Genomic DNA, 23961 nt, shown 5'->3' with positions numbered 1-23961 from the left:
TTTCGTAATATTAAAATATTATTATTTTTTATTTTATTTTTTATTTTTTTGCTTTTAGCTTTTAGCTATTAGATAGGATATATTTTTTTGGAGCTAGGAGCTAGGAGCTAGGAGCTAGGAGCGAGGAGCTAGGAGCGAGGAGCTAAAAGATGCTAGTGGCTGGGGTGCCACTAGCAAGGGGTTAGTTATAAAAATTTACGAGAGTAGTAATAAACTGTTCAACTTGTTGTTGTTCTAGTTCGTTTATACCTGCAGCTGCTGCGCGGCCGCCGCCGGTGGCAAATTGGCTGCATACATCAACAGCGCCTTGTTTATTATTAAGTGGTGCTCTTACACTTACGGTATAACTTCCTTTGTTATTATAAGTAAGTACTGCATGGGCTTTGTTTGGCGCTTGGTTTGCAAGGTCGTTGCCTAATACACCACTTACACGGCGTGCCCACGGAGCGTCATCAAGTAAAATAACCTTTGCGGTATCGCAATTATGTAAAACCTTAGCGTCAGCTGCTTTTTGCATATCGGCTTTGTAAGCTTTTTCTAATACGTAATAAACCGACTCACTGTCGTTAATGGCATCAAGAGGTGACTTATATTTTAGTAGTTCATTAAATAAGTCTTCTGGTGCAAAGTGTAAATCAGCTACCTCACTGCCATAGCCGTTATAGTTAATATAAGTACCAAATGCTTTAAGTTGTGACTTTTCGAGCTCTGATAAGCCTAGTTTATCGGCTTCGCTATCGGCTTTTGCAAATAAATTATCGCCATAAGCAGCTGTGATTGCCCATAAGTGATATTGCTTATCGATAAGGTTGCTCACTATTAAGCTAGTACACATGTTTGCATCTAAATCGATATGAGCAAAGAGGTTTGCATGGTTTGGAATATCACCCGCTTTATGATGATCTACATACATAACACGTGCACCTACGCATAGGGCGTCGTGCAACTCCGCCATGTTTTTTTCCATTGAAATATCGAGTACACGTATATTATCACCGGCTTTTGGGGTGATTTTTTTCAATAGTTGAATATCACGTTTAACACCAGTTACTTTCACGCTCTCTGTTGGGTTAACGAGCTGTAACTGTAAGAGTGCGATGATGCCATCGGCATCACCGTTAAAAATATCGTAGTTCATAAAATCTCAAAAAAAATAGAAGTTAGAGATTAGAGGTCAGATTATAGATGTTAGACGTCAGAGGTTAGATATCAGATTTTAGACGTCAGATATCAGAAAAAAGATATCAGAGGTCAGAAGACAGATACCAGATTTTAGACGTCAGGTTTCTGGCTCTAGATTTCTATAATCCCTGCTTCGCGTAAATAACCAATAATTTGCTCAACGCTTTGCTCAATGCTTTGCTGTGCTGTTTTTACGTGAATCTCTGGTTGCTCTGGCACATCAAACGCAGAGCTAATACCTGTAAAGTTAGGTATTTCGCCAGCTCGGGCTTTTTTGTATAAACCTTTAGGGTCACGGCTTTCACAAACCTCTAATGGTGTATCAATAAATACCTCAATAAACTCACCCTGGTTCATGATGCTGCGAGCGCGAGCGCGGTCTTCTTTAAACGGTGAAATAAACGCTGTTGATACAATTAAACCCGCATCAACAAACAGCTTAGCTACTTCACTAATACGGCGAATATTTTCAATACGGTCTTCGTCGCTAAAAGTAAGGCCCTTATTTAAGCCCATGCGTACATTGTCGCCATCAAGCAGATAAGTATGGCAACCTAATTCGAATAGTTTAGCCTCAACCGCGTTCGCAATAGTCGACTTACCAGAGCCACTTAGTCCCGTATACCAAAGTAATACCGGCTTATGCCCTTTATGTTGTTCTTTTTCAGCACGCGAAACAGTTTGATCGTGCCATACAATGTTCTCGGTCATGGTACCTCTTGGGTTTGGGTTCAGATTTCAGATTTCAGATTTCAGATTTCAGATTTCAGATTTCAGATTTCAGATTTCAGATTTCAGATTTCAGAGTCAAAACGATTCTTTAAACTTGTCAGCATAGCAGCTAACTCTTTTGACTCTGCAATCCAGCTTAAAGCAACTTCACGCTCTATATAACCAACCTCTGAACCAATGTAAATTTGAGTTCTAGCTTCAGCTAAAGAAGCTCTAGCAATATCAATAAAGCGACTCTTTTCTTTAAAGCTGTCTCTACAGACTCCCTCTGCAATATTACTTGGCACTGAAAGGCCCGAACGAGTAAGTTGACTCCTGAAAGCATAATCATTTAATTGAGAAGTGGTTTTATAAATTTCTGCACTTAATTTAACAGCTCTTTTCCAAACATCTAACTTTTCAAAATTCATCGCAGCTCAGCTCCTTCTGATATCTGACTTCTAATATCTTACCTCTATAAAGTTCGATTTAAAACGTAAAACACAGTGCATTTACTTTAGAGTACTGAGAGGTAAGTGACAGGAACGCTAGGCAGAACTTTATATTTATATATTTCACATGCTAATCGTGATGACTTCTTCCACACATCCATTTGTTCAAATTTCATAATTATTCCCTTCCCTATTGGTGAAATCCATTCACCACAAAACCTTATCGCAAAATAAACCTAGCGCCTAGAGCCTGAAGACATATTTCTACCTAACGCCTAGCGCCTATCACCTATCGCCTAGCCCCTAGCCCCTAGTACCTAGCGCCTTATACCTAAAACGGAAAAAACACGGGAATCAGGGTCAGTACTACTAGGCTGTAGGTGATTGAGATCGGTAGGCCAAATTTTATGAAATCGGTTAGCTTGTAATTGCCAGCATTGTAAACCATTAGGTTGGTCTGGTAGCCGTAAGGGCTGATAAAACTGCCACTCGCGGCAAAAGCGACAGCCAATACAAATGGCATGTAACTTACGCCTAAGCCTTGAGCTATGGTAAATGCAATGGGGAATGTCAGCGCTGCTGCTGCGTTATTTGTTATTAACTCTGTAAATAATAGAGTAAGTAAAAATACACCAATAAAGGCAATGTAAACGCTTTGACCAGCAAGTAAACCTTCGACTTGTTCGGCTATTAATATAGACACCCCTGAATTATCGAGTGCTGTAGCGAGGGTTAAAGCGCTCATTACAATAAGCCAAAGCTCTAACGGAAAACGTCGCTTAATTTCGTTTAGTGACAAACAGCGGCAACCCACCAACACGGCTAGGTAAAAAATAAAGCTTTTTAATAAACTAATATCAAAAATTAACGAGCCCGCAATGGTTGCCACAAAGCCCCAAGTAACAATGCGCTCTTTTAAACCTTTAAGCATGTTGTCGGCTTTTACACCGCTCAATATAAAAAAGTTTTTCGTTAAGTTAGTTCGTTTCGCAAAGTCAGGGCCAACCGCTAGTATCAAAAAGTCACCACTTTGTATCGTGATATCGCCCAACTTACCCGAGAGCTTTTCGCCTTCGCGGCGCACTGCAACAACCGCAGCATCGAACCTTGCGCGAAAGCCCGCGGTTTTTAGTGTTTTACCTACCACTGCAGCACCTGGCTTAATAACGACTTCGGTTAAGTTATCGCGCAGTAAACCATCTTGCTCTGCAAATAAACTTAAACCTTCAAATTGCTGCAACACCAATACTTTAGTGACATCGCCCGAAAAAATAAGTTTATCGCCTTCGCGGATCATCTGCGTCGGTGCTACTGGCGAAATTAAGCGGTTATCACGCACTACCTCAACTAAAAATAATGACTCTAAACTACGTAAGCCATTTTGCTCTACGGTTTTACCTATCAGTGGTGAGCCTACATTCACTTTTGCTTCAACAAAGTAATCACTTGAGGTTTCGTCTTTGCTCACTTTGCCTTTTAAACGGTTAATTGTAAGCGCCATTACCAATACACAGGCAGCTACTGCAGCTAGGCCTATAGGTAAAAAGTCAAAAAATTTAAAACCCTCTGCGCCGCGCTCAATCAGCATAGAGTTAACTATTAAGTTAGTTGAAGTACCAATTAAGGTTAGAGTGCCGCCTAAAATAGCCGCATAAGAAAGGGGAAGCAAAAGTTTGGTAGGGGCAATGAGTTTATTATTTTTAACCGGGCTAATTAAAGTCGCAACCACCGCGGTATTATTTAAAAAGCCAGAGGCGACAACTGTTGCCAATAAGGTCCTGATATAAGACTTAACCACTGAGCCATTAAATAAAACATTGGCAAGTTTTCGTAAAAAACTGGTGCGTTCAAAAGCAAATGCACACACTACCAAGAGCAGTAATGTGACTAACCCAGGGTTAACTGCATTATTCAAAAGCTGCTCAGTAGAAACCAAATTAGTAGCAAAACATAATAAGCAAGCGGCAGCAAAAACACGCTCAGGAAATTTTTGAAATTTAATTAAGCCTAAAATGGTTACAATAAAAACAACCAAAGTAAACCATTGCTGTAAAATCATTCAAATATCCTTATTCGTAGCACGCCAAATCATATCTTCTGCCAAAACTTTAAGGTGTTAAACCCTAATCGTTTTTTAACAAAATACACTGCAAGTAAGTTTTGCAGGCTAATAAAAAATGCGGTAGCAGATGCAGCACCAATAGCACCAAATAGCTTAGTACAAATGGGTACGCTAATTAAAACACCAAAGCCACTAATGAGGGTGACTAAACGCATATCACGTTCATGACCACTCATCATAAGTAAAAAGCCAACCGAACCTGTTACTACATTAACTGCTTGCCCTAAAACTAAAATCTGTAAAATTAGCGCTCCTTGCTTAAACTCTTCACCAAAAAGCCCCATTAAAAATTCGGGAAACAGCAGCATAAGTAGCACTATGGGTAATGCACTTAATATTAATAAGCGAACAGAGAATAACGCGGTTTTGCGAATACCTACATCATCGCCTTTGGCATGAAAGGCTGAAAATTTTGGTGCAACAACTAAATTTACCGCCATTAAAATAAATGAAGTTAACATAGCAATACGTTGAGCTACGCTAAAAAATGCGACCTGCTGTGCGACCAAGAATATACCAATAATTATAGGCGCACTCCATTGTACTGATTGATTCATCATTATGATGACCCAGTTAGGCCTTGCACTATGCCATATTGTTTGTGGGTCTGGCTTTTCACCATTATTATTTAGGTTTTTAATACTCAACCAGTAAAAAAAGCTAGAAGTTACCCCCAATGATAAGCTCAGGTAAAGTGCTGCAGCACTTGCTGAGTCGACTGAAAACACAATCACTGCCGCACCACACAGCATAAAATGAGCGATGTTTTGGCAAGGGATACTCGCAACCAGTTTATGACGAGCCTGCAAACTCATTGCTACTAAAAATACGATACTCAAGCCAATTATTGCTGGGGCAATTAATTGTAACGTATCGGTTAGTCCAGGCTTATTGAATACATTATCAGCAAGCCAAGGTGCAAATGCATAAGTAATGACAGTAAATATAAATGCAATCGGCAGAGCATATTTAAGTGAAAAGTTTAATATTGCTTTCACAGTGTAGCCATTATCAGCATCTGCTGATGTAAAGCGCAATACAGTATTGTCAAAACCAAGTCTAGCAATACCTGCAAGTAACATAACTAAAGCTAAACTTAAAAAAAAGTAACCAGCCTGCTCTGCTCCAAGCTGCCTTGCTATAACGATGTTAAACAAAAAGGCCATACCGGCACCTAAAACCCGAATAGTAAGAGCTATGGCAGCATTAATTGCGGTATGGCGGTGTTCAGCATCGCTTAAAACAGCTTTAATTTTATAAAGCATTAAAGTCTCGGTCAGTATGAAGAGTTAAAAAAGGGGAATACCTACCAAAAGTTAGTAGGCGTTTTTATTCACAAAGCCTTTAAAAATAGTTAAAAACACGATTTTTAAATCAAAGAATAAAGACCAGTTACGAATGTACTCTAGGTCAAACTCTATGCGTTTTTCCATTTTATCTAATGTATCGGTTTCGCCGCGCCAACCGTTAATTTGCGCCCAACCAGTAATACCTGGTTTTACCTTATGGCGTAGCATGTAACCTTCTACCAATTTACGGTATTCTTCGTTATGAGCCACCGCATGGGGCCTTGGCCCTACAATCGACATCTGCCCTTGTAATACATTAATAAACTGCGGCAATTCATCTAAACTCGTTTTACGAATAAACTGACCGATAGGTGTAAAGCGCGAATCATTTTTAGTGGCTTGGGTAACTTTAGCACCGTCTTCCATTACATTCATTGAGCGGAACTTCCATACCTTAATCGGCTTACCATCAATACCATAGCGGTTTTGCTTAAAGAACACTGGACCTTTAGAGGTAAACTTAACGGCAAAGGCTAAACCCAGTAAAATCGGCGATATCATGATTAAGATAAGCATAGAGAGTACAACATCTTCAATACGCTTAATAATGGCATTACTACCATCAAGTGGTGAGTCATAAATACTAATCGTTGGTATACCCATTATGACATCACTACGTGAATGCAACAGCTGGTAAGTAAAGACATCAGGTACAATGTAAACACTTGCAGTGCTATCAGCCAGCTCTTTAACCAGCCACTTGCGGCGTTCATAAGCTTGTGGCGGTAATACAATATAAACCCGGTCTATGCCGCCTTCTTTACAATCAGCAACTAGCTGTTCTAAATTACCGATAGTTTGCGCTGCAACTAGCTTTTGATTTGGTGCGGTATCATCATAATAACCACCGAAAACTAAGCCAAAGCTTGAGTTAGCCACAATATTATTTGCTAATTGTTGCCCTAAAGTGCCAGCACCTGCAATAACAACCGAACGAGTATTTATACCTTGAGAGCGAAGCGCCCTTAAAATTAAACGCAAAATAACACGGTATACACACAACGAAACTAGTACAGATACAAACCAGTAAAACTGCAAACCTTCAGGGTTTAAGTATTGTGGGGCTAAAAAGTTTACACTTAAAAATAAAAGAGCTGCACTAACAAACCAGTGCGAAATAGTTTTTTTAAGTTCTTTGTAAATAGAAAGACCGCGCCACGAAATATAAAGTTTGTCGAGCTCACTTGTAAAGTGGAACAAGAATACTGCAAGTAAAGAGGCTGTTGTATGCTGAAGTAACCAGGGTGTTTCTTGTAAAGCGACAGCTACCCATAAACAGCCAACAATAATAGTAATATCGAGGATCCGTTGTACGAATGCTATTACTGTTGAATTACTTTGCAAAATACCTTTATGCATTTATGTTTACTTCTCATTTTTATTATTACGAGTGGAAGGTTACCATCATTACAGTACTGCTTGTTCATTATGACAGCCTTCAAAGTATAATCTAACCGTTGATTATTGCCATTTTTACAACGTTTATTTTTACTTAACAAAAAAGATTGCAGCAAGTATCTTGCTGCTTGCTCGAAAAACTATGATGCTTGCACTAAAACCAATGCCTTATTTACAAGCTCTATAGCTTTTTCGCTTGACTCAGCCTCAGCATAACACCTTAATTCAGGTGCATTGCCGGATGGCCTTAGATGCACTATATCACCAGAGGCAAGCGTAATACGTAAACCATCAGTTAAGTCTAGTTCGTAGCTTTCATCATAGCCCAGTTCTGACAAAAAGCTTTGCGAATTTTGCTGTAACGCAGTAATAATTTGTAAGCTTTTCTCTCTTGCAAAGTCTTTAATACGATCACTAGCAGTAAATCGTTGCGGTAGCTTGGCTAGTAACTCAGATACATGCTTAGGTTGCGTTAACAAAATCAATGCAGGAAGTAGTGCATCTCTTGTTGGTAAAGCTTTAAGTAACTTGCCATTGAATGTTATATCTGAACCTAGTAAGTAACCACCATTAGCTTCAAAGCCTGCTATTGATGTGTATTGTTCAGCTAACTCTGCAAATTCAGCAATAACATATGGCGAGCCAATTTTTGTTCGCTTTACTTGCTTAAAATTTGCTGATTTTTCAATTGCTGTATTACAACTCACCGGCGTTGCAAGGGCTTCGATTTTTAATAACTGACTACATAACAAGCCTAAAATATCACCGCGTAACCAATTACCATTTTCATCAGCAATTAATGGTCTGTCACCATCACCGTCTGTTGAAAATATCGCATCAAAGCTGTATTCGCTAGACCAGTTCAGTGCTTTTTGCTTATCCTCCTCCGATACAGCTTCGGTATCTATCGGAACAAATTCATCACTTCGCCCTAGACTAATAACCTCTGCACCTAACTGCTCAAATAACACTTTATAAATATCACGCCCAGCACTTGAATGCTCATAAATACCAATCTTTTTACCTTTAAGGGTATCAGCATAAAAAAGCGAGGTGTAACGCTGTGTGTAAGATTCACAGGCATTAACATCTAATGGCAATTCATTTAGATGTTCTGGCAACGCTGTGAGTATAGCTTTGCTAGTTAGGATAGCCTGTTCATCAGCTTTTGTGATCTCACCATCAGGGCGATAGAATTTTAAACCGTTACGATCAAATGGAATATGACTACCAGTAACCATAATACAAGGCATATTATCTTGCATTGCTTTATAAGCAAGTGCAGGCGTTGGTACTACACCGTAATACATAACATTCAATTTATGTTGCTTTAACGCCTCTGCACATGCCTGCGCAATTGCATAACTACTTGGGCGGTTGTCTATAGCAATCGCTACAGTGTCAAAGGTGAATTCTTTTTCTATTGCTGATATAAAGGCTAAAGCAAATGCTGCATTTACATCAGGGGTAAAATCTTTTACAAGACCTCGCGCACCACTTGTGCCAAACTCTATACCACTCTTTGCAATGACTTCAGAGCAAACTAACTGGCTATCCATAAAAAACCTATTTATTTAACTATTCTATAAGCATACAGCTAGCACAATACAAATTGCACTAGCCGCGCTCTGATATCTAACTTCTGATATCTATCTCTTCGTTTATTTCACTCGACCATAACGGTCTTCAAAACGCACGATATCATCTTCACCTAAGTATGACCCCGATTGCACTTCGATTAACTCTAAGTCAACTTTACCCGGGTTTTCTAACGCATGAACCGCTGTAATTGGAATATAAACAGACTCATTCTCTGTTACATATTGCTCTGTATCATCAATTTGCACTTTTGCCGTGCCTGATACCACAATCCAATGCTCTGCACGGTGATGGTGCATTTGTACCGATAGTTTTGCACCTGGCTTTACGGTTATACGTTTTACTTGGAAGCGCTCACCGTTATCGACTGAGTCATATTTACCCCATGGGCGATAAACTTCACGATGGAAAGTCACTTCAGAACGTTCTTCCGCTTTTAACTGGTTTACAATCGCTTTAACTTCTTGTGATTTATCTTTATGGGCAACTAAAACGGCGTCTTTCGTGTTTACAATCACTAGGTCTTCAACACCGACTGTTGCGACTAGTTTGTCTTCCCCAAATACAAGCGTATTCTTTGTATCTACCGCTTTTACATCACCTTTAAAAGCATTGCCATTTTCATCTTGTGAAGACACTTCCCAAAGGGCTGCAAAACCACCTACATCGCTCCAGCCTGCATCCATAGGCACAACAACAGCATCTTTTGTGTGTTCCATTACTGCATAGTCGATTGACTCATCAGGGCAGGCTTCAAAAGCGGCTTTATCTACGCGAATAAAGTCCAAATCACTGTTTTGTACTGCAATAGCTTTTTCGCAAGCTTCGTAGATGTCTGGGCGAAATGCTTTTAACTGGTTTAAATAGCGACTTGCTTTAAATAAAAACATACCACTATTCCAGTAGTAATCACCGCTTTCAATATACTGCTTGGCTGTGTCTAAGTTTGGCTTTTCAACAAAACTGTCAACAACATAGCCATTCTCTACAGCGTCACCTCGTTTAATATAGCCATAACCTGTTTCAGGGCTGTTACCTACAATACCAAATGTAACTAGTTTATCTTGGTTTGCTAACTCTGCAGCTTTATTTACACTTGCCTGAAAAGCAGTTGAGTCTTCAATTACATGGTCTGCTGCAAGTACTAATAATAACGGGTCTTGCTCATTTTCAATTGCTTTAAAAGCAGCCAAAGCAATAGCCGGTGCGGTATTACGCCCTACTGGCTCTAAAAAAATACCGCCATGCTCCGCACCTAATTGGCGCACTTGCTCTGCAGCAATAAAACGATGCTCTTCATTACAAATTAACATGGCTGGCGAGTGCGCTAAGCCCGTTAAGCGACTTAGCGTATCTTGAAGCATGGTCTGCTCGCCATTTAGTTTTAAAAACTGTTTTGGATAGTTGCCACGTGATAGCGGCCATAAGCGGGTGCCTGAGCCACCCGCCATGATTAATGGTAAAATCATTTTTCCCTCTTAATAGTTTAAAAATAAAGCTAACTAACCAAGTAAAAATTTTCTGAAGTTATATTTAACGACTTCAGAACTAAAGGAAGATTTTAAATAATTTTTTGAAGTAACCTTTACTTCATCGTAAAAATTATCATCTTCAATACATTTATCGATAAAACTGAAATGCCCACTTACTAAGTTAGAAATAGAACCCATTGTGAAATTTTCAATACCAATACCTTCAGCCCCAATGTCATTTGTCAATACTGGAGTATTGTTAGCAATTGCTTCTATTATTTTCAATTTAATTCCTGTTCCAAACTTTATTGGACACAAAGCAAAATCAATCGTTTCATATTCACTTTGCAAATTATCAACAAAACCTTTGAAGGTAACTCGCTCGCAATACTCCTTAGGGACTATATTTAAATCAACACCTCGAGTATTTCCAATAACAATAAAAGTAGAAGTAGGATATTCAGAAAATAAAACTGGTAAATAGTCATTAATTATGACCATCAAAGATTGGTAATTCTGATTGGTAGCTAAATTACCAACAAAAGCAAACACAATATCATTTTTGACACTACTTGAGGTTACATTCTTGATCTCAAGAATCGGAGGTAAAGGTATAACCTCTTTCTTTGTATCATAAGAAAGTTCCTTAGCCTCTAATGGGGAGACCAGCCCAACAGCATTAAACTTTTCTAATGCTAACCTCTCAGCTTTATGAAGTCTCTTTGCTTCAATACTCAAAGCAATATTAATTGTAAAATTAAGTAATTTTTTTGTGAATGTTGACTCAAAAAATCTAGAAAATGTACCTAACGCATTAAACTCTTTAATACCTTGGCTCAAAACTCTGCGATACCTCACGGATAACAAATCATCTAAATCGAGTACAGTTCTTGAGTGAGGAAATAAACTCGCATATTGCGCAGTCCTTAACATATCAAAATAGACAATGTCATAGTTATTCTCTAGCTCTAGCTGGGTCAGTATATTTACATTACTTTTAGTGTAAAAAAGTGCATTTTGCATGGGTTTGTTTGAAACCACTCCGCGCAAAGCTGCAGTAAACATCCCAGCATAAGACAAAGGTACAATCTTATCAGCAAAGATTCCACCTTCCTCCAATTCCAACTTTAATTTCTGAGAAGAAACAGAGCCATCTTTAGTGAAGAAAGCTATATCAATTTTAGCTCCCATATCAGAAATCATATGTATGGCTTGCATTAACATCATCTCTCTCCCTCCAGAAGCTGGGAGTGGAGAGCGAGTTAATAATAATAAAATTTTACTACCCATCAAAAAAAACCTTTTTAATAACATTTTCACTATTAATTGGCAGGTATCTAGATGAATTAACTTTCCCCTTCTTAATTAGATTCCGTTTAAAATCAGTGTCAAGCATTTTTAAAACACATTGCGTAAGTTGCTTATGGTTACCGACACTAAACAAAGATGCGGATCCTTGAAGCACTTCTTCATGCGCAGGTATAGCAGTAGCGACAACAGGTAAACTAGCTAACTGCGCTTCAATTACCGTCCTTCCAAACCCCTCATGCTCAGAAGCTGATACATAAATATCACAATCTAAATATAACTTTTTCAACTCAGAGTCACTTGGCTCATCAAAGTACTTCAACTTCACATTTTTCTCCCTTGCTAACAGCAATGTAGACTCATGGCTCTTCTTGTCTACAATCTTCCCTGCTCGTACAAAAATGAAGTTTTTATCACACTGATTATTTAGTTCAGACAATGCCTTAACGATTGTTTTGAGGGATTTTCTTGGTTCATCTGAGCCAACATTTAATATTTTAACAAAGGCATGTTCATCATCTACCCTATCACTCTGCTCAGCAGGGGTTATTGAAAAATCAAAAAGATTCGGGATAACAAAAACATCTCTTTCATGCACAATGGAATTCTTGAGCAAGTCATTTTTAGTAGATATTGTCGGAACCAGAACCTTGTAATTCAATGGAAGCTTTAAAAGCATAAAATTAAATTTTAGATACACAACCTTTATACGACTAACTAAAGTTCCGGTAGTCTTCATATCTGGAAAGTGATGAATAACAACAACTCTGTCTTTAAAAAAAATAGAGAACAGAAGAAGGTATATAATTGATTCTTGGTACAATACAATTTTGTTAAAAGAGAATGATTTTAATAAAACAATAAAAGGTAGAATTAAAAACTCCCATAAATGACGATAAACTCCTTTTTTACCAGTCCAAAAAAGTTCCTGAACATTGCCGTCAAGTCTGCTGTTTATCAAATTAATGATAACCTCACTATACTTAAAAACTCCTTGATTTTTATTAAACAATGGAGCATTGACCCATAATATTTTACTTTTACTAGCCAATTTTTCTTACTCCATCTTTTAGACTCTTATTGAAATTACCCCAGGTAAAAGCATTTAAATGCTCAATAGCTTTGTCGTCATCAATCTGCAAATCAAACTTCCCTTGAAAAACTTTAATAAAATCATCAAACTCATTTAGGTACAAAGCATTATCTCCAAGAACTTCATGTGACACATCTGAATACTTAACAAATGCGGGAATGCGAAAATATAATGCCTCTAACAAAGGAATACCAAAGCCCTCTTCATCACAAGGGTATACAAAATATTGACAACACGAATATAGCTTGGAAAGTTCGTCATTAGATATATAACCTGTAAACTTTACAGCTTCATAACCAAATTCATTGTTTATTTCTTTTGCTAGGTTAATTGTCGATTCATTTTTCCATCCATAACTACCTGCTAAAATCAATTCAGCATCTTTTGCACTAGATTTTTTAAATGCTCGAAGCAGCTCGTAGAGTTTTTTTCTTGGTTCGATTGTTCCAACATATAGGTAAGATTTCTTATCGCGTGATTTGAATCTAGAGAGCTCAGATTTATTCAATTTTAATTTAGTTTCAAAACCCAATAGACATACATAGATGTTTTTAGATTCCAACTTCAGCAGTTTGGCTATGTCATTTTTTGTATTTTCAGAATTGCAAAGGCAAGAATTATTATGTTTCAGCGCCTTAATAAATTCCTTCCTGACCGAAAGACTTCTGCCTGTTAAATGCTCTGGGTTTTTCAAAAAGGCTAGATCATGGACAAAGTAAATTACTTTATTTGTTGGTATAAAAAGAGGTTTAACCATATTAAATTCGATATAACGTTCATATCTACCAAGATAGAAGAATATAGGCAACAGAATACTATAGTAAAAATGAAAAATTATTCTATTCACATAATATAAAAACTTACTCTTACTTTTAATTTGAAAGGGAGTAATAGACTCATAATCTGACTCTGATTTAAAACCAGCAACAACTTTTCCTACCCCTGTAACTGGGTAAAGATGCGAGTAATTAAAATAAAGAATTTTACTTGACACTTTTTAACTTAACCCTTTGAATGTATGAGAAAATAAATATTGCTGTAAAAAAGATTCCGAAATAGCGGTCGTATGAATTAATACCTGCAAACCACCATAAAACAGAATTAATTAAATATGCGCAAAGCGCAAAATAGAATGGAGTTCTAAAAATACAACACGCCCTAAAAACAAGCCCGTAAACAGATCCTAAAATTAAGAAATAAATGGGGAAAAGATAGCCAAACTCCGAGATAGCAACACCATATATACTGGGCCAGTTATAAGTTAAAGAAAGTGAAGAACTAGATAGGTAATAAAAATTAGTTTTCACTGCCTCTAAACTATTAACAGGAAAGCTTTCGTCAAAATATAAAGCAATATCTTTGATCCCTAGCAGGTCCGGGATTAAGGGGTAATTCCACAAAAAATTCAAGCTATAATAAAAAAAACCGCTCCCTGGAAGGTAATAATCTTCATAAAGTATAGCTCCAGCTCTATTAAAAGAAGCTCCAAAATAGCCAAAGAAAGTTTTATAGACTAAACTAACATAACCGTAATTATCAACATATTCACTTTGCCTAGCCGCTTGAATGAAAACAAAGAACAAAAATAGGGAAATTATTATAGCTGTACTTTTTAGCGAAAAAACACTCTTAAGACTTAACCTTCCTGTAATTAAAAAAACTATAATTATCAGTAAAAAAAGTTTGAATATAGAAGCCCTGGTTAAGGTTATAAAGGATGCAAGAATAAAAAAAGCTATCGAAATTAAAAGTAAATACTTTATATTTTTCGTTGAATTTGTTGTCAGTATTGTACATAGCGATAAAGTAATTATTCCTAATACAAATGGTAAAACCCATCCCACGCTACTCATAGATATTTGTTCGGCTATTTCCTTTCTCAACATTACAACTTCATCACCCCCAGCAAGGATCGCGAAAATTTTAGGCAATGAAATCAGCTGAGTTACAGAAAATATACTTACTAATGAAAGTGCGATTGCTAATAAAAGTGAAAAAGCAACAGCCCCTGAAGATCCAGAGGCTTCATCTATATCTTTAATAGCTTTTATATCGTAAAACCACTTTATTCGTAATGATAAAGTATAAGATACAACAAAGAAAAACGTAGATGTCAATACTAGTAAAAGAAATAGAAAGTTATAACTAATAAAGCTAGGCTCACCGAGGCTCATTTCATATGTTTCTTCAGGTGTAATAATTGATAAAAAAGCCACAAAGCATATTATAAGACAGCTATAAACAGGAAGCCTTAATAAGTTACTCATATTCATTCAGCTTAATTGTTTTTTCAACTTCAAATTCCGAACCTTTTACAAAGTTATAATACCAAGCTTTATCCTCTTCAGTGATATCTTGATTTGATATTGTTGCATTTAACAATTTATTTTTGATAACCATTCTATGTTCTTTTTTTACAATAGCTTTAAACATTCTTTTAAAAACAGTATCTGAAGTTAATAAATTTCTTATCCTTGGGTACTTAATATTACCTGACTTATTGACTTGCGTTTCCGTTACACTTTGAATATTTACATATTCTAATCCTAAAAAATTCGAAACTCTAGTTAATGTATTATCTTTATCATTTATAAGGCTATCCATATTTATAACATAGACATTTAAACCTTTTTCTTTTAGATATTTAACCGCATCATAATATTGCCCATACCCAACATAATCATAATTATAATTATAATTTTTTATTCTTGATGAACTTTCCATAACAGCCTCTTTAAAATTCAAAGGCTCTTTTCCATCTCTTCGAAACATCTTCCAAGAAGAGAAAGCTCGCTCCGCAGGGCATCGTACAACACAAAAAATCTTAATATTCTTTATATTTTCTTGATATAAAGAAAAAACTGAGTCATAAAACTCTTTATACTTATATAAGTAATCAGTGGATGCATCACATATTTTATCTGTCAGCTGGAAGTTTTTGTATAATTTCTCGTATTCCCCTAGTAAATTTATTTTACAATACCCTCTGAAACTACCATCGATGTAAGGTAAAGCTCCACTAACAAAAAAATTAGGCTCTTTAATGTTACTTATTCTCAATTCCGCTGTTGACTCTAAATAAAAAGCAAGAGAGCTTGTTGCAGCTTTTTGAGCGCCTATTAAAAATACGTCTGGTAAATTCATACCATTTATTAGCACTTTAAACCCTCCAATTTGCTGATTAGTGGATTGCAAATTGATTCAACAACCTTTATTTCCTTTTCACTAAGAATCTCTTTCCAGTACTTATTTATTGTATCCATACTTCTATTCCATTGATGTGCAACACCTTCCTTTGGTGGTCCACTGTTTTTTGCTGATTTAAACTCTTTAATTATATTTAAATGCTCATTAGTCAAATCATAACCCATATAATTTAACATTTTTTGATATGTACTGATTGGATCTCTAAGAATATCACCATGATCAACTATAAGAACTTCATTTTTCTTAGAGTACGCAAGTGAATAAGATAATAACCAGAGTAATAATGCAGATTTTAGATATAAACTTTCATCTTTTAAGAGCTCTATTTCTGTTGACACATCATCAACGATATGTTTTAACGCCGAGCATTTCATTCTTTTTATAATATCTTCCATATCAAACCCCCATTTCATTCTTTTGAAAGAGGCAGCAACAGAGAATGGATTACGATATAAGTAGATTACTTTATAGTCTTTACTAATAAAATCTGGAGATAAAAAACAAGCCGTTGGATCTTTTATAATTATAGTCTCAACGGTCTTCGAATTAATTGCTCGATTATAAGATAATTTCGTACCTGAAAAACCAAGTCTCTTCCTTAATTTTTTAAAAAAGCCATCTTCAGGAAAAATACCTGACTTAAACTTAATTTCATTATCAAGAAACTTTTTACAAAATTCATTTGTAAAATCTAGATCAGATATTGGAAAATAATTTTCAACTGATTTCCAGCCAAGATGAAAATTAAATGGCTCAAAAACGGAGTCAATACTAGAATGCTTAGCTAGGACATCCCCAACAACAGACGTTCCCGCCCTAGGCACACCTGTTAATAAAACTAATTCTTTTTTATTTAGCACTTTTTGCTTCCCACTCTGGAAAGTGTTCACGTATATATTTATTCAAAGCAATTTCAGCTTCTGTATAAATACGAGTTTCAAGATTTGAGGTCCGAGATTCTGCTTCTGTATTTGTGATCATACCCGCACCTACCGTTACATTGGTTAAGCGGTCAATAATGATGAATGAGCCGGTACCTACCACTTGCTCGTATTGATCAATCACCACTGGTGCTGATGTTTCGATTGTACAATTAGCAATTTCGTTTAATTGTAATTCGCTAGCATCAATTTGCTCTAGGGTATTTACATCAATACGGTGGTTAATATTGCTGATTTTACCAAACGTATTTTTAGTACCAATTTTTAGCTCGTACTCTTTGCCTGGTTGCATTGCGGCATCGGCCATCCAAACAATCGTTGCGGCAAAGCTTGAGCTAGTTGTAGGTAGTTGCTTGTGGTCTGTGCTTGATTTAACAATCACATCACCACGAGAAATATCAATTTCGTCTTTTAAAGTGAGTGTAATTGCTTGACCGGCAAAGGCGCTTGGTAAATCGCCATCGGCAGTAACAATACGTTCTACTGATGATGTTTTACCCGACGGGAATGCAGTAATTTGGTCGCCTACATTAATAATACCGCTGGCAATGGTGCCGCAAAAGCCGCGGAAATCTAAATTAGGGCGATTTACATACTGTACTGGTAGGCGGAAGGTATCTAGGTTTTTATCGTCACTAATGGTTACTGTATCAAGTAATTGCATTAACGTGGCACCTGGGTACCAGTCTAGGTTATCGCCTTTATCAACTACGTTATCGCCTTTAAGTGCTGAGATTGGTACAAAGCGCACATCAGGAATATCTAACTGCTCAGCAAAGGCTTTGTAATCGGCTTTAATTTGGCGGTAAACATCTTGGCTATAATCAACTAAGTCCATTTTATTAATGGCTACAATTACGTGCTTAAGGCCAAGTAGTGATGCAATATAGCTGTGACGCTTAGTTTGGGTTTGTACGCCTTTACGTGCATCAATCATCACAATGGCTAGGTCACAGTTAGATGCACCGGTTGCCATATTACGCGTGTATTGCTCGTGCCCTGGACAGTCAGCAATAATAAACTTACGCTTTTCAGTTGCAAAATAACGGTAAGCTACGTCAATAGTAATACCTTGCTCACGCTCTGACTGAAGACCATCTACCAATAATGCTAAATCGAACTCTTCGTCTGTGGTGTTGAATTTTTTTGAGTCGTTTTTGATAGCCGCCATGTGATCTTCAAAAATTAATTTTGAGTCATGTAATAAACGGCCAATTAATGTTGATTTACCGTCATCAACATTACCACAAGTTAAAAAGCGCAGTAGATCTTTGTTTTCGTGTTGTTTTAAGTAACCTTCAATATCTGTTTCAAGAAGGTTTGGGGTAATTTGTTCAGTCATTTTCCATCCTTACTTAAGCTATAAGCTATAAGCCATAAGCTTGAAGTCTAAATACTTTCTATAGAGTTTTTCAGGCCACAAAGCATTGCCTGTAACTCTTTTGTTTCTGCAACCCATATAGACCCTATATCGTTAGATAAATATCCTATCTCTATTCCGATATAAATTTGAGTCCGAGCTTCTGAAAGCGATGAGCGAGCAATATCTAAAAATCGACGTTTTTCTTTATTACTATCTCTGCTCATCCCTTCCGCGATGTTACTAGGTACTGATAAGCCAGCTCTAGTCAGCTGATCTCGAAAGCCGTAATCCCGCAATTCAGTTGTTCCTTTATAAATATTCGAAGACAACCTTGCCGAACGCTTCCAAACTTCTAAATTTTCAAAATTCATAACAATTCCTTGTTGTATCTATTTAGTAAAGTCTTTAATCCACTTAAGACTTACAGCTTAGAGCTTACGGCTTCTTAAAAGTAACCTTCCATTTTCTTTTTCTCCATTGAGCCTGATGAATCGTGGTCGATTACACGGCCTTGGCGCTCTGATGTTTTAGTTAGTAACATTTCTTGAATGATTTCTGGTAGCGTTGTGGCGTTAGATTCAACCGCACCTGTTAATGGGTAGCAGCCTAGGGTTCTAAAGCGTACCATTTTCTTCATTGGTACTTCGCCTTCTTCAAGTGGCATGCGCTCGTCATCAACCATAATTAATGTACCTTCACGCTCTACTACCGGGCGCTCTGCAGCTAGGTAAAGTGGTACAATATCGATGTTTTCTAGGTAGATGTATTGCCAAATATCAAGCTCAGTCCAGTTACTCAGTGGGAATACACGAATACTCTCGCCTTTGTTTACTTTGCCGTTAAAGGTATTCCATAACTCTGGGCGCTGGTTTTTTGGGTCCCAACGGTGGTTTTTATCGCGGAATGAATAAACACGCTCTTTAGCGCGTGACTTTTCTTCGTCGCGGCGTGCACCACCAAATGCAGCGTCAAACTGGTATTTGTCTAGCGCTTGTTTTAAACCTTGGGTTTTCATTATGTCGGTATGCTTTGCACTACCGTGAGTAAATGGGCCAACACCTGCATCTACACCTTCTTGGTTAATATGCACCAATAAATCAAAACCTAGCTTTTCGGCCATTTTGTCGCGAAACTCGATCATTTCTTTAAATTTCCATGTTGTATCAACATGCATTAACGGAAACGGTGGTTTAGCTGGGTAAAATGCTTTCATTGTTAAATGCAGCATTACTGCTGAGTCTTTACCAACAGAGTAAAGCATTACCGGGTTATCGAATTCGGCAGCAACTTCACGAATAATGTGAATAGATTCAGCTTCGAGTTGCTTCAGATGAGTCATGCGGGCTTGGGAGATTTCCATTTTTACTCCATGAAAGTATGCAAGGTTTCGTAAGAAAGAAGCCGTAGGAGAAGTCAGAGGTTAGATATCAGAGGTTAGACGAGAGATATCAGAGGTTAGATATCAGGTTTCAGATATCAGTTTTAGATATCAGATGTCTTTTTTCAGATATCGGTGCTTTGATTTCAGATATTAGACTTCAATCACCGAGATTATTTAAAATTTGTTGTTCAATTCTAGGTTCTAGGTTCTTCAACACGCTTGCGTGGTGACAATTTAGTCAAGTAGAACCTAGAACGTCTTTAATTACTTATCAGATTTATATTCGTAGTTGTAATAGCCGTAATAGCCGTATGCATTGCTTGCTTTACGTACTACACCATTAAATACAACACCTTTTACGTCTATGCCATTTTGTTCAAAGCGGTTACGAGTAAGCTCAATTTCACGTAAATGGTTTTGGCCGAAGCGCGTTACTAATAATGTACTACCAGCATGAGCACTCACAATTGCTGGGTCTGTAACCGCTAAAATAGGTGGTGTATCAACAATAATAATGTCGTACTTGCCACTTACCTCATCAACCATCTTACTAAAGTTGCTATGCATTAATAGCTCAGATGGATTTGGTGGTATTTGACCACGGGTGATTACATCTAACCCTTCAACTTGTGATTTTTTAGTCACTTGTTCAAGGTTTAAACGGCCCGATAATAAATCACTCAAACCATCATCCCATTTCATACCGAACTGAGTTTGTAAGTAACCTTTACGCATATCGGCATCGATAATCAGTACTTTTTTACCACTTTGTGCCAGTACAGTTGCAAGGTTTACCGAGATAAACGATTTACCTACACCCGGGCTTGGGCCAGATATAGCAATAATGTTATTTTTAGCTTCCATCATTGCAAAATGTAAACTGGTACGCAGGCTACGTAGTGCTTCAATCGATAAGTCAGCGGGGTTATCTACCGCAAGTATCGACTTAGGCTTATCTTTAACTTTACGGGCACGGTTAAAACCCGTTAGCTTATCTTGAAAGTCAGAATACGGTACCGATGCATAAACAGGTAAGCCAATACTTTCGATCTCGGTTGGGTCTTCGACACCTCGGTGCATTGCTTTTTGTATTAGCACAATAGCCACCGCCAAAAAACCACCTAACATTGTTGCCACAACAGCAATAAGGGCTTTTTTAGGCTTGACTGGTTCAGTGGTATCTACCGCTGCTGCATCGACCACCCTTACATTACCTACCGTACCAGCGCGTACAATATCAAGCTCTTGTGTTTTACTAAGTAAAAGCATGTAAATTTCGTTACCTACTTCTACATCGCGGGTTAAGCGTAATAATTCTTGCTGTGTTTCTGGTAGGTTACCCACTTTAGATGTTAGCTGTTCTTTTTCTGCTTCGACCGCTTTAATTTGCTGCAACACACCTTGGTAGGCAGGGTGTTCACGCTTAAATTTACGGCTTAACTCTAAACGCTTAAGCTCTAGCTCTTGCAAGGTCGTGTCAAGCTCGACAATTTGCTCAAGCACCCCCTGGGTTTCTAGGCTAATATTTACCGAGTTACGCTGCTTTTGATAATCGTTAAAACGTTGTTCCGACTCTTCAAGCTGCCTTTTTACTTCTGGTAGTTGTACTTCTAAAAAGTCTAATGATTTTTTAGCTTCTGCACTATTACGCTCTACATTACGGCGAACATAAATTTCAGCTACTTTATCAAGCACTTTTGCTGCATGTGCAGCACTTTTATGCTCATAACCCATTGCTATAATACCAGAGTCTTTACCTTTTTCGCTGGCGGCGATCTCTTCTTGCAACTCGATAATAGTACGATATCGATTGTTCTTAACTAATGTAAAAACTGTACCTGGACGTGCATTCAAATCACGAACTGTTAATTCGTAATAACCTGCAGTTTGCTCTTTACCCACAACACCTTTTAAAACAGACTCACCGTCAGGGTTAAAAAGCTCAAATGTTTTATTTTCACCAATAACTAGCTCAAAACCTTGACCTTCAAACGCTTTAGGTACATTGAATCTAAATACATTGATACTCTCGCCGCCCCACGCATAACTGCTGAAGCCTAAAAAAGGTTCGGCAATGTCGCCCTCTGATTCAGCAACAAAGCTGCGAAATAGCTTACCACCAATAATTGGGAATAACTTAGGCTCAGCAATTATATTAAGCTTTAGGGTATCGACCGCTTCGCCAATGACTGAGCGCGATTTTAACAGTTCTATTTCGGTTACGGCTTCACTGCTGCTTTCGAACATTCCTGCCATATCATCAAGGCCAGGTACAGACGGGCTACTTTCTTCAACTTGTACAAGTGCTGTTGCTTTATATATTGGTGTGCTTAATACGGCAACTGCTACCCCAATAATGGCAAATACAGCGGTTACTAAAACGATAAACCATTTACGGTCTAGTAAAGTACCAAGTAATGCGAGTAGATCTATTTCTTGCGATTGCGATTCTTGACTTCTATTTTGACTTTTACTTGCTGCTAATGCAGTGGGCTGAGCATTCATCTACTACCCTTTCCTTATAAATACTTTTGCCAAGCGCTACATGCGCTATCGATTAATGCGTAAACATGCTCAAAAGCCTCTTGGCTTTGACGGTATGGGTCGGGTATTTCTTTATCGCCGACCCATTTACCTAGCAAAAATGTTTTACCACGCGCTTGCGGGTAGCGAGCACATAAGTCGTTTATATGACGTTGTTCCATCACTAAAATAACACTGTGCTGTGCAACAAGGGCTGAGGTTATTTGCCTTCCCTGATGCTCACTCATATCAATACCATGTTGCGTTGCAATTTGCTGCGCTTGTGCATCTGCATGTTTGCCTTCAAGGGCCGTTAAACCCGCTGAAGACACACTAACATTTTTACCTTGTAGTTTACTTTTTAATACATATTCAGCGGTTGGGCTTCGGCAAATATTGCCGGCACACACCACCAATACAGAATCAAACATACAACTTAACCCCTAGTTTGACCCTGTTACATCATCAATTGCATTCACTGAACTAACTGATGGTAATAATAAGCTAATTACACGGTTCCAACGTGCTAATGGTGCTGACGTTACGTATACAATATCGTGCGGTTGCAACTCAAACTGCTCTGCAAGCACTAATGCTGCAACATTCTTTGCATGTAGTTGGTATACATCAGCAATAATGCCATCAGTTTCTAAGCTGCGTTTACGTAATACAAATACACCATTTGCGTCAGCTGTATTTTCGTTCAAACCACCCGCGTCGCTTAAAGCTTGCGCTAAATTTAAACCATAACGATTAACGCCCACTGTACCAGCGCGTTTTACATCGCCTAACACAAACACTTTTTGCATGTCGTTACGGTTAACATGCACAATATCACCATGTTTTAATAAACGGTTTTGTGAAATATCGCCATGGGCATAAAAATCGTCTAGTTTAATAACTTCAGTTTTATCGCCACGCGTAAATGTAACTGTGCGCCAATCAGCAGAATCTGTTAACCCGCCGGCTTGGTTAAGCGCATCAATTAAAGTTAGAGGCACTTCAGTTACAGGGAGCACACCAGGGTTATTAACCTCGCCTGTTACATAGGCTTTTTGGCTTCTAAAACCAACAATTTTAATATCTACTTGAGGGTCTTCGATCACGCGGCTTAAGCGCTTAACAAGCTCTTTATGAACTTGTTGTACTGTTTTACCAGCCGCTTGAATATCTGGAGCGTAGGCAAAGGTAATGGTGCCGTCGGCTTGCACACGGAAACCGTCAAACTCTGCGGTACGTTGTACAGCTGCAGGGATTGTTAATTCAGGATGATCCCACACGCCAATTGTGATTACATCGCCAACACCTAATTTGTATTGGTAATCAGAGGTGTCGATGCCATCAAGGCTTGATGGTAACGCTGGTTTCGTTTTACTTTGCTTTTGTTGGTTGATTAGAGAAGAGTCGATGATTTGAATATTTACTTTATCGAGCTCCTTCTCAAGGTTATCTATTTGTTCGCCCGATTCGATTCCTTCAAAATGGCTACCGGGGATGATTGTACAGCCAGTCATTGCTAGTAACGCAAATGACGTTACAATTGTTTTACAGCTAAGCGCCATTGTTATTTCCCAAATAATTTTTCTTAAAACGTCCAGTTAAAATAAAACCACAACTGTTTATTTTTACGCTGCCTAATTAAAGCATGGCATTACAAGGTTCGCAAGACTGAGTGTTTAGTAAACGCTCACTTGTGACAGGTTTTTGCAAAATAGTTAATGAATACTTCTAGGTTCTAGGTTCTAGGTTCTAGGTTCTAGGTTCTAGGTTCTAGGTTCTAGGTTCTAGGTTCTAGGTGCTAGGTGGTAGGTTCTAGGTTCTAGGTTGGTGGTGGGTGGGGGGGGGGGGTGGGGGGGGGGG

Annotated in this window: 20 protein-coding genes; all 20 read right to left on the bottom strand. The window is 37.9% G+C overall.

What is annotated here, in order from left to right; translation table 11 throughout:
- Positions 1-181 precede the first annotated feature (181 nt).
- The 20 genes from CWC28_RS09340 to CWC28_RS09245 all read right to left on the bottom strand — a co-directional run bounded on the left by CWC28_RS09340 (position 182) and on the right by CWC28_RS09245 (position 23663).
- Positions 182-1138 (bottom strand): DHHA1 domain-containing protein, encoded by a 957-nt coding sequence (locus CWC28_RS09340; protein ID WP_138625058.1) that lies wholly within the window; start codon positions 1136-1138, stop codon positions 182-184.
- 155 nt (positions 1139-1293) lie between these two features.
- Positions 1294-1893: an adenylyl-sulfate kinase gene (cysC, locus tag CWC28_RS09335; RefSeq protein WP_138625057.1), complete on the bottom strand. Its 600-nt coding sequence runs from the start codon at positions 1891-1893 to the stop codon at positions 1294-1296.
- An 83-nt stretch (positions 1894-1976) separates the two neighbouring features.
- Positions 1977-2324, bottom strand: coding sequence for a four helix bundle protein (locus CWC28_RS09330; RefSeq protein WP_054563586.1), 348 nt, complete (start codon positions 2322-2324; stop codon positions 1977-1979).
- 352 nt (positions 2325-2676) lie between these two features.
- Entirely contained in the window at positions 2677-4404 is a 1728-nt protein-coding gene (locus tag CWC28_RS09325; protein WP_138625056.1) for an SLC13 family permease, read from the bottom strand.
- 29 nt (positions 4405-4433) lie between these two features.
- Complete coding sequence (locus CWC28_RS09320) at positions 4434-5732, bottom strand: oligosaccharide flippase family protein (RefSeq protein WP_138625055.1); 1299 nt, start codon at positions 5730-5732, stop codon at positions 4434-4436.
- A gap of 51 nt (positions 5733-5783) precedes the next feature.
- The gene (locus CWC28_RS09315; protein ID WP_138625054.1) at positions 5784-7175 is read right to left on the bottom strand and encodes an undecaprenyl-phosphate glucose phosphotransferase; all 1392 of its coding nucleotides are present in this window, start codon (positions 7173-7175) and stop codon (positions 5784-5786) included.
- 179 nt (positions 7176-7354) lie between these two features.
- Positions 7355-8773, bottom strand: a complete 1419-nt coding sequence (locus tag CWC28_RS09310) for a phosphomannomutase (protein ID WP_138625053.1) — start codon at positions 8771-8773, stop codon at positions 7355-7357.
- A gap of 102 nt (positions 8774-8875) precedes the next feature.
- Positions 8876-10282, bottom strand: coding sequence for a mannose-1-phosphate guanylyltransferase/mannose-6-phosphate isomerase (locus CWC28_RS09305; RefSeq protein ID WP_138625052.1), 1407 nt, complete (start codon positions 10280-10282; stop codon positions 8876-8878).
- Positions 10283-10315: 33 nt separating this feature from the next.
- A complete protein-coding gene (locus tag CWC28_RS09300; protein WP_171038301.1) occupies positions 10316-11575 on the bottom strand; it encodes a glycosyltransferase in 1260 nt (419 codons plus the stop codon).
- Positions 11568-12644 carry a glycosyltransferase gene (locus tag CWC28_RS09295; RefSeq protein ID WP_138625050.1) on the bottom strand — a complete coding sequence of 359 codons (1077 nt, stop codon included), beginning with the start codon at positions 12642-12644 and terminating at the stop codon, positions 11568-11570. Before CWC28_RS09295 ends, CWC28_RS09300 begins: the two co-directional genes overlap by 8 nt.
- Positions 12637-13680 (bottom strand): glycosyltransferase, encoded by a 1044-nt coding sequence (locus CWC28_RS09290; RefSeq protein ID WP_138625049.1) that lies wholly within the window; start codon positions 13678-13680, stop codon positions 12637-12639. Before CWC28_RS09290 ends, CWC28_RS09295 begins: the two co-directional genes overlap by 8 nt.
- Positions 13670-14953 (bottom strand): O-antigen polymerase, encoded by a 1284-nt coding sequence (locus CWC28_RS09285; protein ID WP_138625048.1) that lies wholly within the window; start codon positions 14951-14953, stop codon positions 13670-13672. Before CWC28_RS09285 ends, CWC28_RS09290 begins: the two co-directional genes overlap by 11 nt.
- Complete coding sequence (locus CWC28_RS09280) at positions 14946-15830, bottom strand: sulfotransferase domain-containing protein (RefSeq protein ID WP_138625047.1); 885 nt, start codon at positions 15828-15830, stop codon at positions 14946-14948. The genes CWC28_RS09285 and CWC28_RS09280 overlap by 8 nt, the downstream gene beginning before the upstream one ends.
- 8 nt (positions 15831-15838) lie before the next feature.
- Positions 15839-16753, bottom strand: coding sequence for a sulfotransferase domain-containing protein (locus CWC28_RS09275; RefSeq protein ID WP_171038300.1), 915 nt, complete (start codon positions 16751-16753; stop codon positions 15839-15841).
- Positions 16743-18176 (bottom strand): sulfate adenylyltransferase subunit CysN, encoded by a 1434-nt coding sequence (cysN, locus tag CWC28_RS09270; RefSeq protein ID WP_138625045.1) that lies wholly within the window; start codon positions 18174-18176, stop codon positions 16743-16745. Before cysN ends, CWC28_RS09275 begins: the two co-directional genes overlap by 11 nt.
- A gap of 47 nt (positions 18177-18223) precedes the next feature.
- Complete coding sequence (locus CWC28_RS09265) at positions 18224-18568, bottom strand: four helix bundle protein (RefSeq protein ID WP_062566045.1); 345 nt, start codon at positions 18566-18568, stop codon at positions 18224-18226.
- A 74-nt stretch (positions 18569-18642) separates the two neighbouring features.
- Positions 18643-19557: a sulfate adenylyltransferase subunit CysD gene (gene cysD / locus CWC28_RS09260; RefSeq protein ID WP_138625044.1), complete on the bottom strand. Its 915-nt coding sequence runs from the start codon at positions 19555-19557 to the stop codon at positions 18643-18645.
- Positions 19558-19842: 285 nt separating this feature from the next.
- Positions 19843-22083 carry a polysaccharide biosynthesis tyrosine autokinase gene (locus CWC28_RS09255; protein WP_138625043.1) on the bottom strand — a complete coding sequence of 747 codons (2241 nt, stop codon included), beginning with the start codon at positions 22081-22083 and terminating at the stop codon, positions 19843-19845.
- A gap of 14 nt (positions 22084-22097) precedes the next feature.
- Positions 22098-22532 (bottom strand): low molecular weight protein-tyrosine-phosphatase, encoded by a 435-nt coding sequence (locus tag CWC28_RS09250; RefSeq protein ID WP_105175007.1) that lies wholly within the window; start codon positions 22530-22532, stop codon positions 22098-22100.
- A gap of 12 nt (positions 22533-22544) precedes the next feature.
- Positions 22545-23663: a polysaccharide export protein gene (locus CWC28_RS09245; protein WP_138625042.1), complete on the bottom strand. Its 1119-nt coding sequence runs from the start codon at positions 23661-23663 to the stop codon at positions 22545-22547.
- Between the last annotated feature and the right edge of the window lie 298 nt (positions 23664-23961).

This window comes from Pseudoalteromonas sp. S4492 (genome assembly GCF_005886115.1).
Taxonomy (GTDB): Bacteria; Pseudomonadota; Gammaproteobacteria; order Enterobacterales; family Alteromonadaceae; genus Pseudoalteromonas; species Pseudoalteromonas gelatinilytica.
Note: the sequence above shows the minus strand (reverse complement) of the source record. Positions and strands in the feature narration are given on the sequence as shown.

What these genes read in the sequence shown, in the direction of transcription:
- cysN (WP_138625045.1), bottom strand. Translation starts at nt 18,176, where the DNA reads ATGACTGAACAAATTACCCCAAACCTTCTTGAAACAGATATTGAAGGT.
- CWC28_RS09340 (WP_138625058.1), bottom strand. Translation starts at nt 1,138, where the DNA reads ATGAACTACGATATTTTTAACGGTGATGCCGATGGCATCATCGCACTC.
- CWC28_RS09330 (WP_054563586.1), bottom strand. Translation starts at nt 2,324, where the DNA reads ATGAATTTTGAAAAGTTAGATGTTTGGAAAAGAGCTGTTAAATTAAGT.
- CWC28_RS09310 (WP_138625053.1), bottom strand. Translation starts at nt 8,773, where the DNA reads ATGGATAGCCAGTTAGTTTGCTCTGAAGTCATTGCAAAGAGTGGTATA.
- CWC28_RS09245 (WP_138625042.1), bottom strand. Translation starts at nt 23,663, where the DNA reads ATGGCGCTTAGCTGTAAAACAATTGTAACGTCATTTGCGTTACTAGCA.
- CWC28_RS09255 (WP_138625043.1), bottom strand. Translation starts at nt 22,083, where the DNA reads ATGAATGCTCAGCCCACTGCATTAGCAGCAAGTAAAAGTCAAAATAGA.
- CWC28_RS09300 (WP_171038301.1), bottom strand. Translation starts at nt 11,575, where the DNA reads ATGGGTAGTAAAATTTTATTATTATTAACTCGCTCTCCACTCCCAGCT.
- CWC28_RS09250 (WP_105175007.1), bottom strand. Translation starts at nt 22,532, where the DNA reads ATGTTTGATTCTGTATTGGTGGTGTGTGCCGGCAATATTTGCCGAAGC.
- CWC28_RS09315 (WP_138625054.1), bottom strand. Translation starts at nt 7,175, where the DNA reads ATGCATAAAGGTATTTTGCAAAGTAATTCAACAGTAATAGCATTCGTA.
- cysD (WP_138625044.1), bottom strand. Translation starts at nt 19,557, where the DNA reads ATGGAAATCTCCCAAGCCCGCATGACTCATCTGAAGCAACTCGAAGCT.
- CWC28_RS09265 (WP_062566045.1), bottom strand. Translation starts at nt 18,568, where the DNA reads ATGAATTTTGAAAATTTAGAAGTTTGGAAGCGTTCGGCAAGGTTGTCT.
- cysC (WP_138625057.1), bottom strand. Translation starts at nt 1,893, where the DNA reads ATGACCGAGAACATTGTATGGCACGATCAAACTGTTTCGCGTGCTGAA.
- CWC28_RS09305 (WP_138625052.1), bottom strand. Translation starts at nt 10,282, where the DNA reads ATGATTTTACCATTAATCATGGCGGGTGGCTCAGGCACCCGCTTATGG.
- CWC28_RS09280 (WP_138625047.1), bottom strand. Translation starts at nt 15,830, where the DNA reads ATGAATTTACCAGACGTATTTTTAATAGGCGCTCAAAAAGCTGCAACA.
- CWC28_RS09325 (WP_138625056.1), bottom strand. Translation starts at nt 4,404, where the DNA reads ATGATTTTACAGCAATGGTTTACTTTGGTTGTTTTTATTGTAACCATT.
- CWC28_RS09285 (WP_138625048.1), bottom strand. Translation starts at nt 14,953, where the DNA reads ATGAGTAACTTATTAAGGCTTCCTGTTTATAGCTGTCTTATAATATGC.
- CWC28_RS09320 (WP_138625055.1), bottom strand. Translation starts at nt 5,732, where the DNA reads ATGCTTTATAAAATTAAAGCTGTTTTAAGCGATGCTGAACACCGCCAT.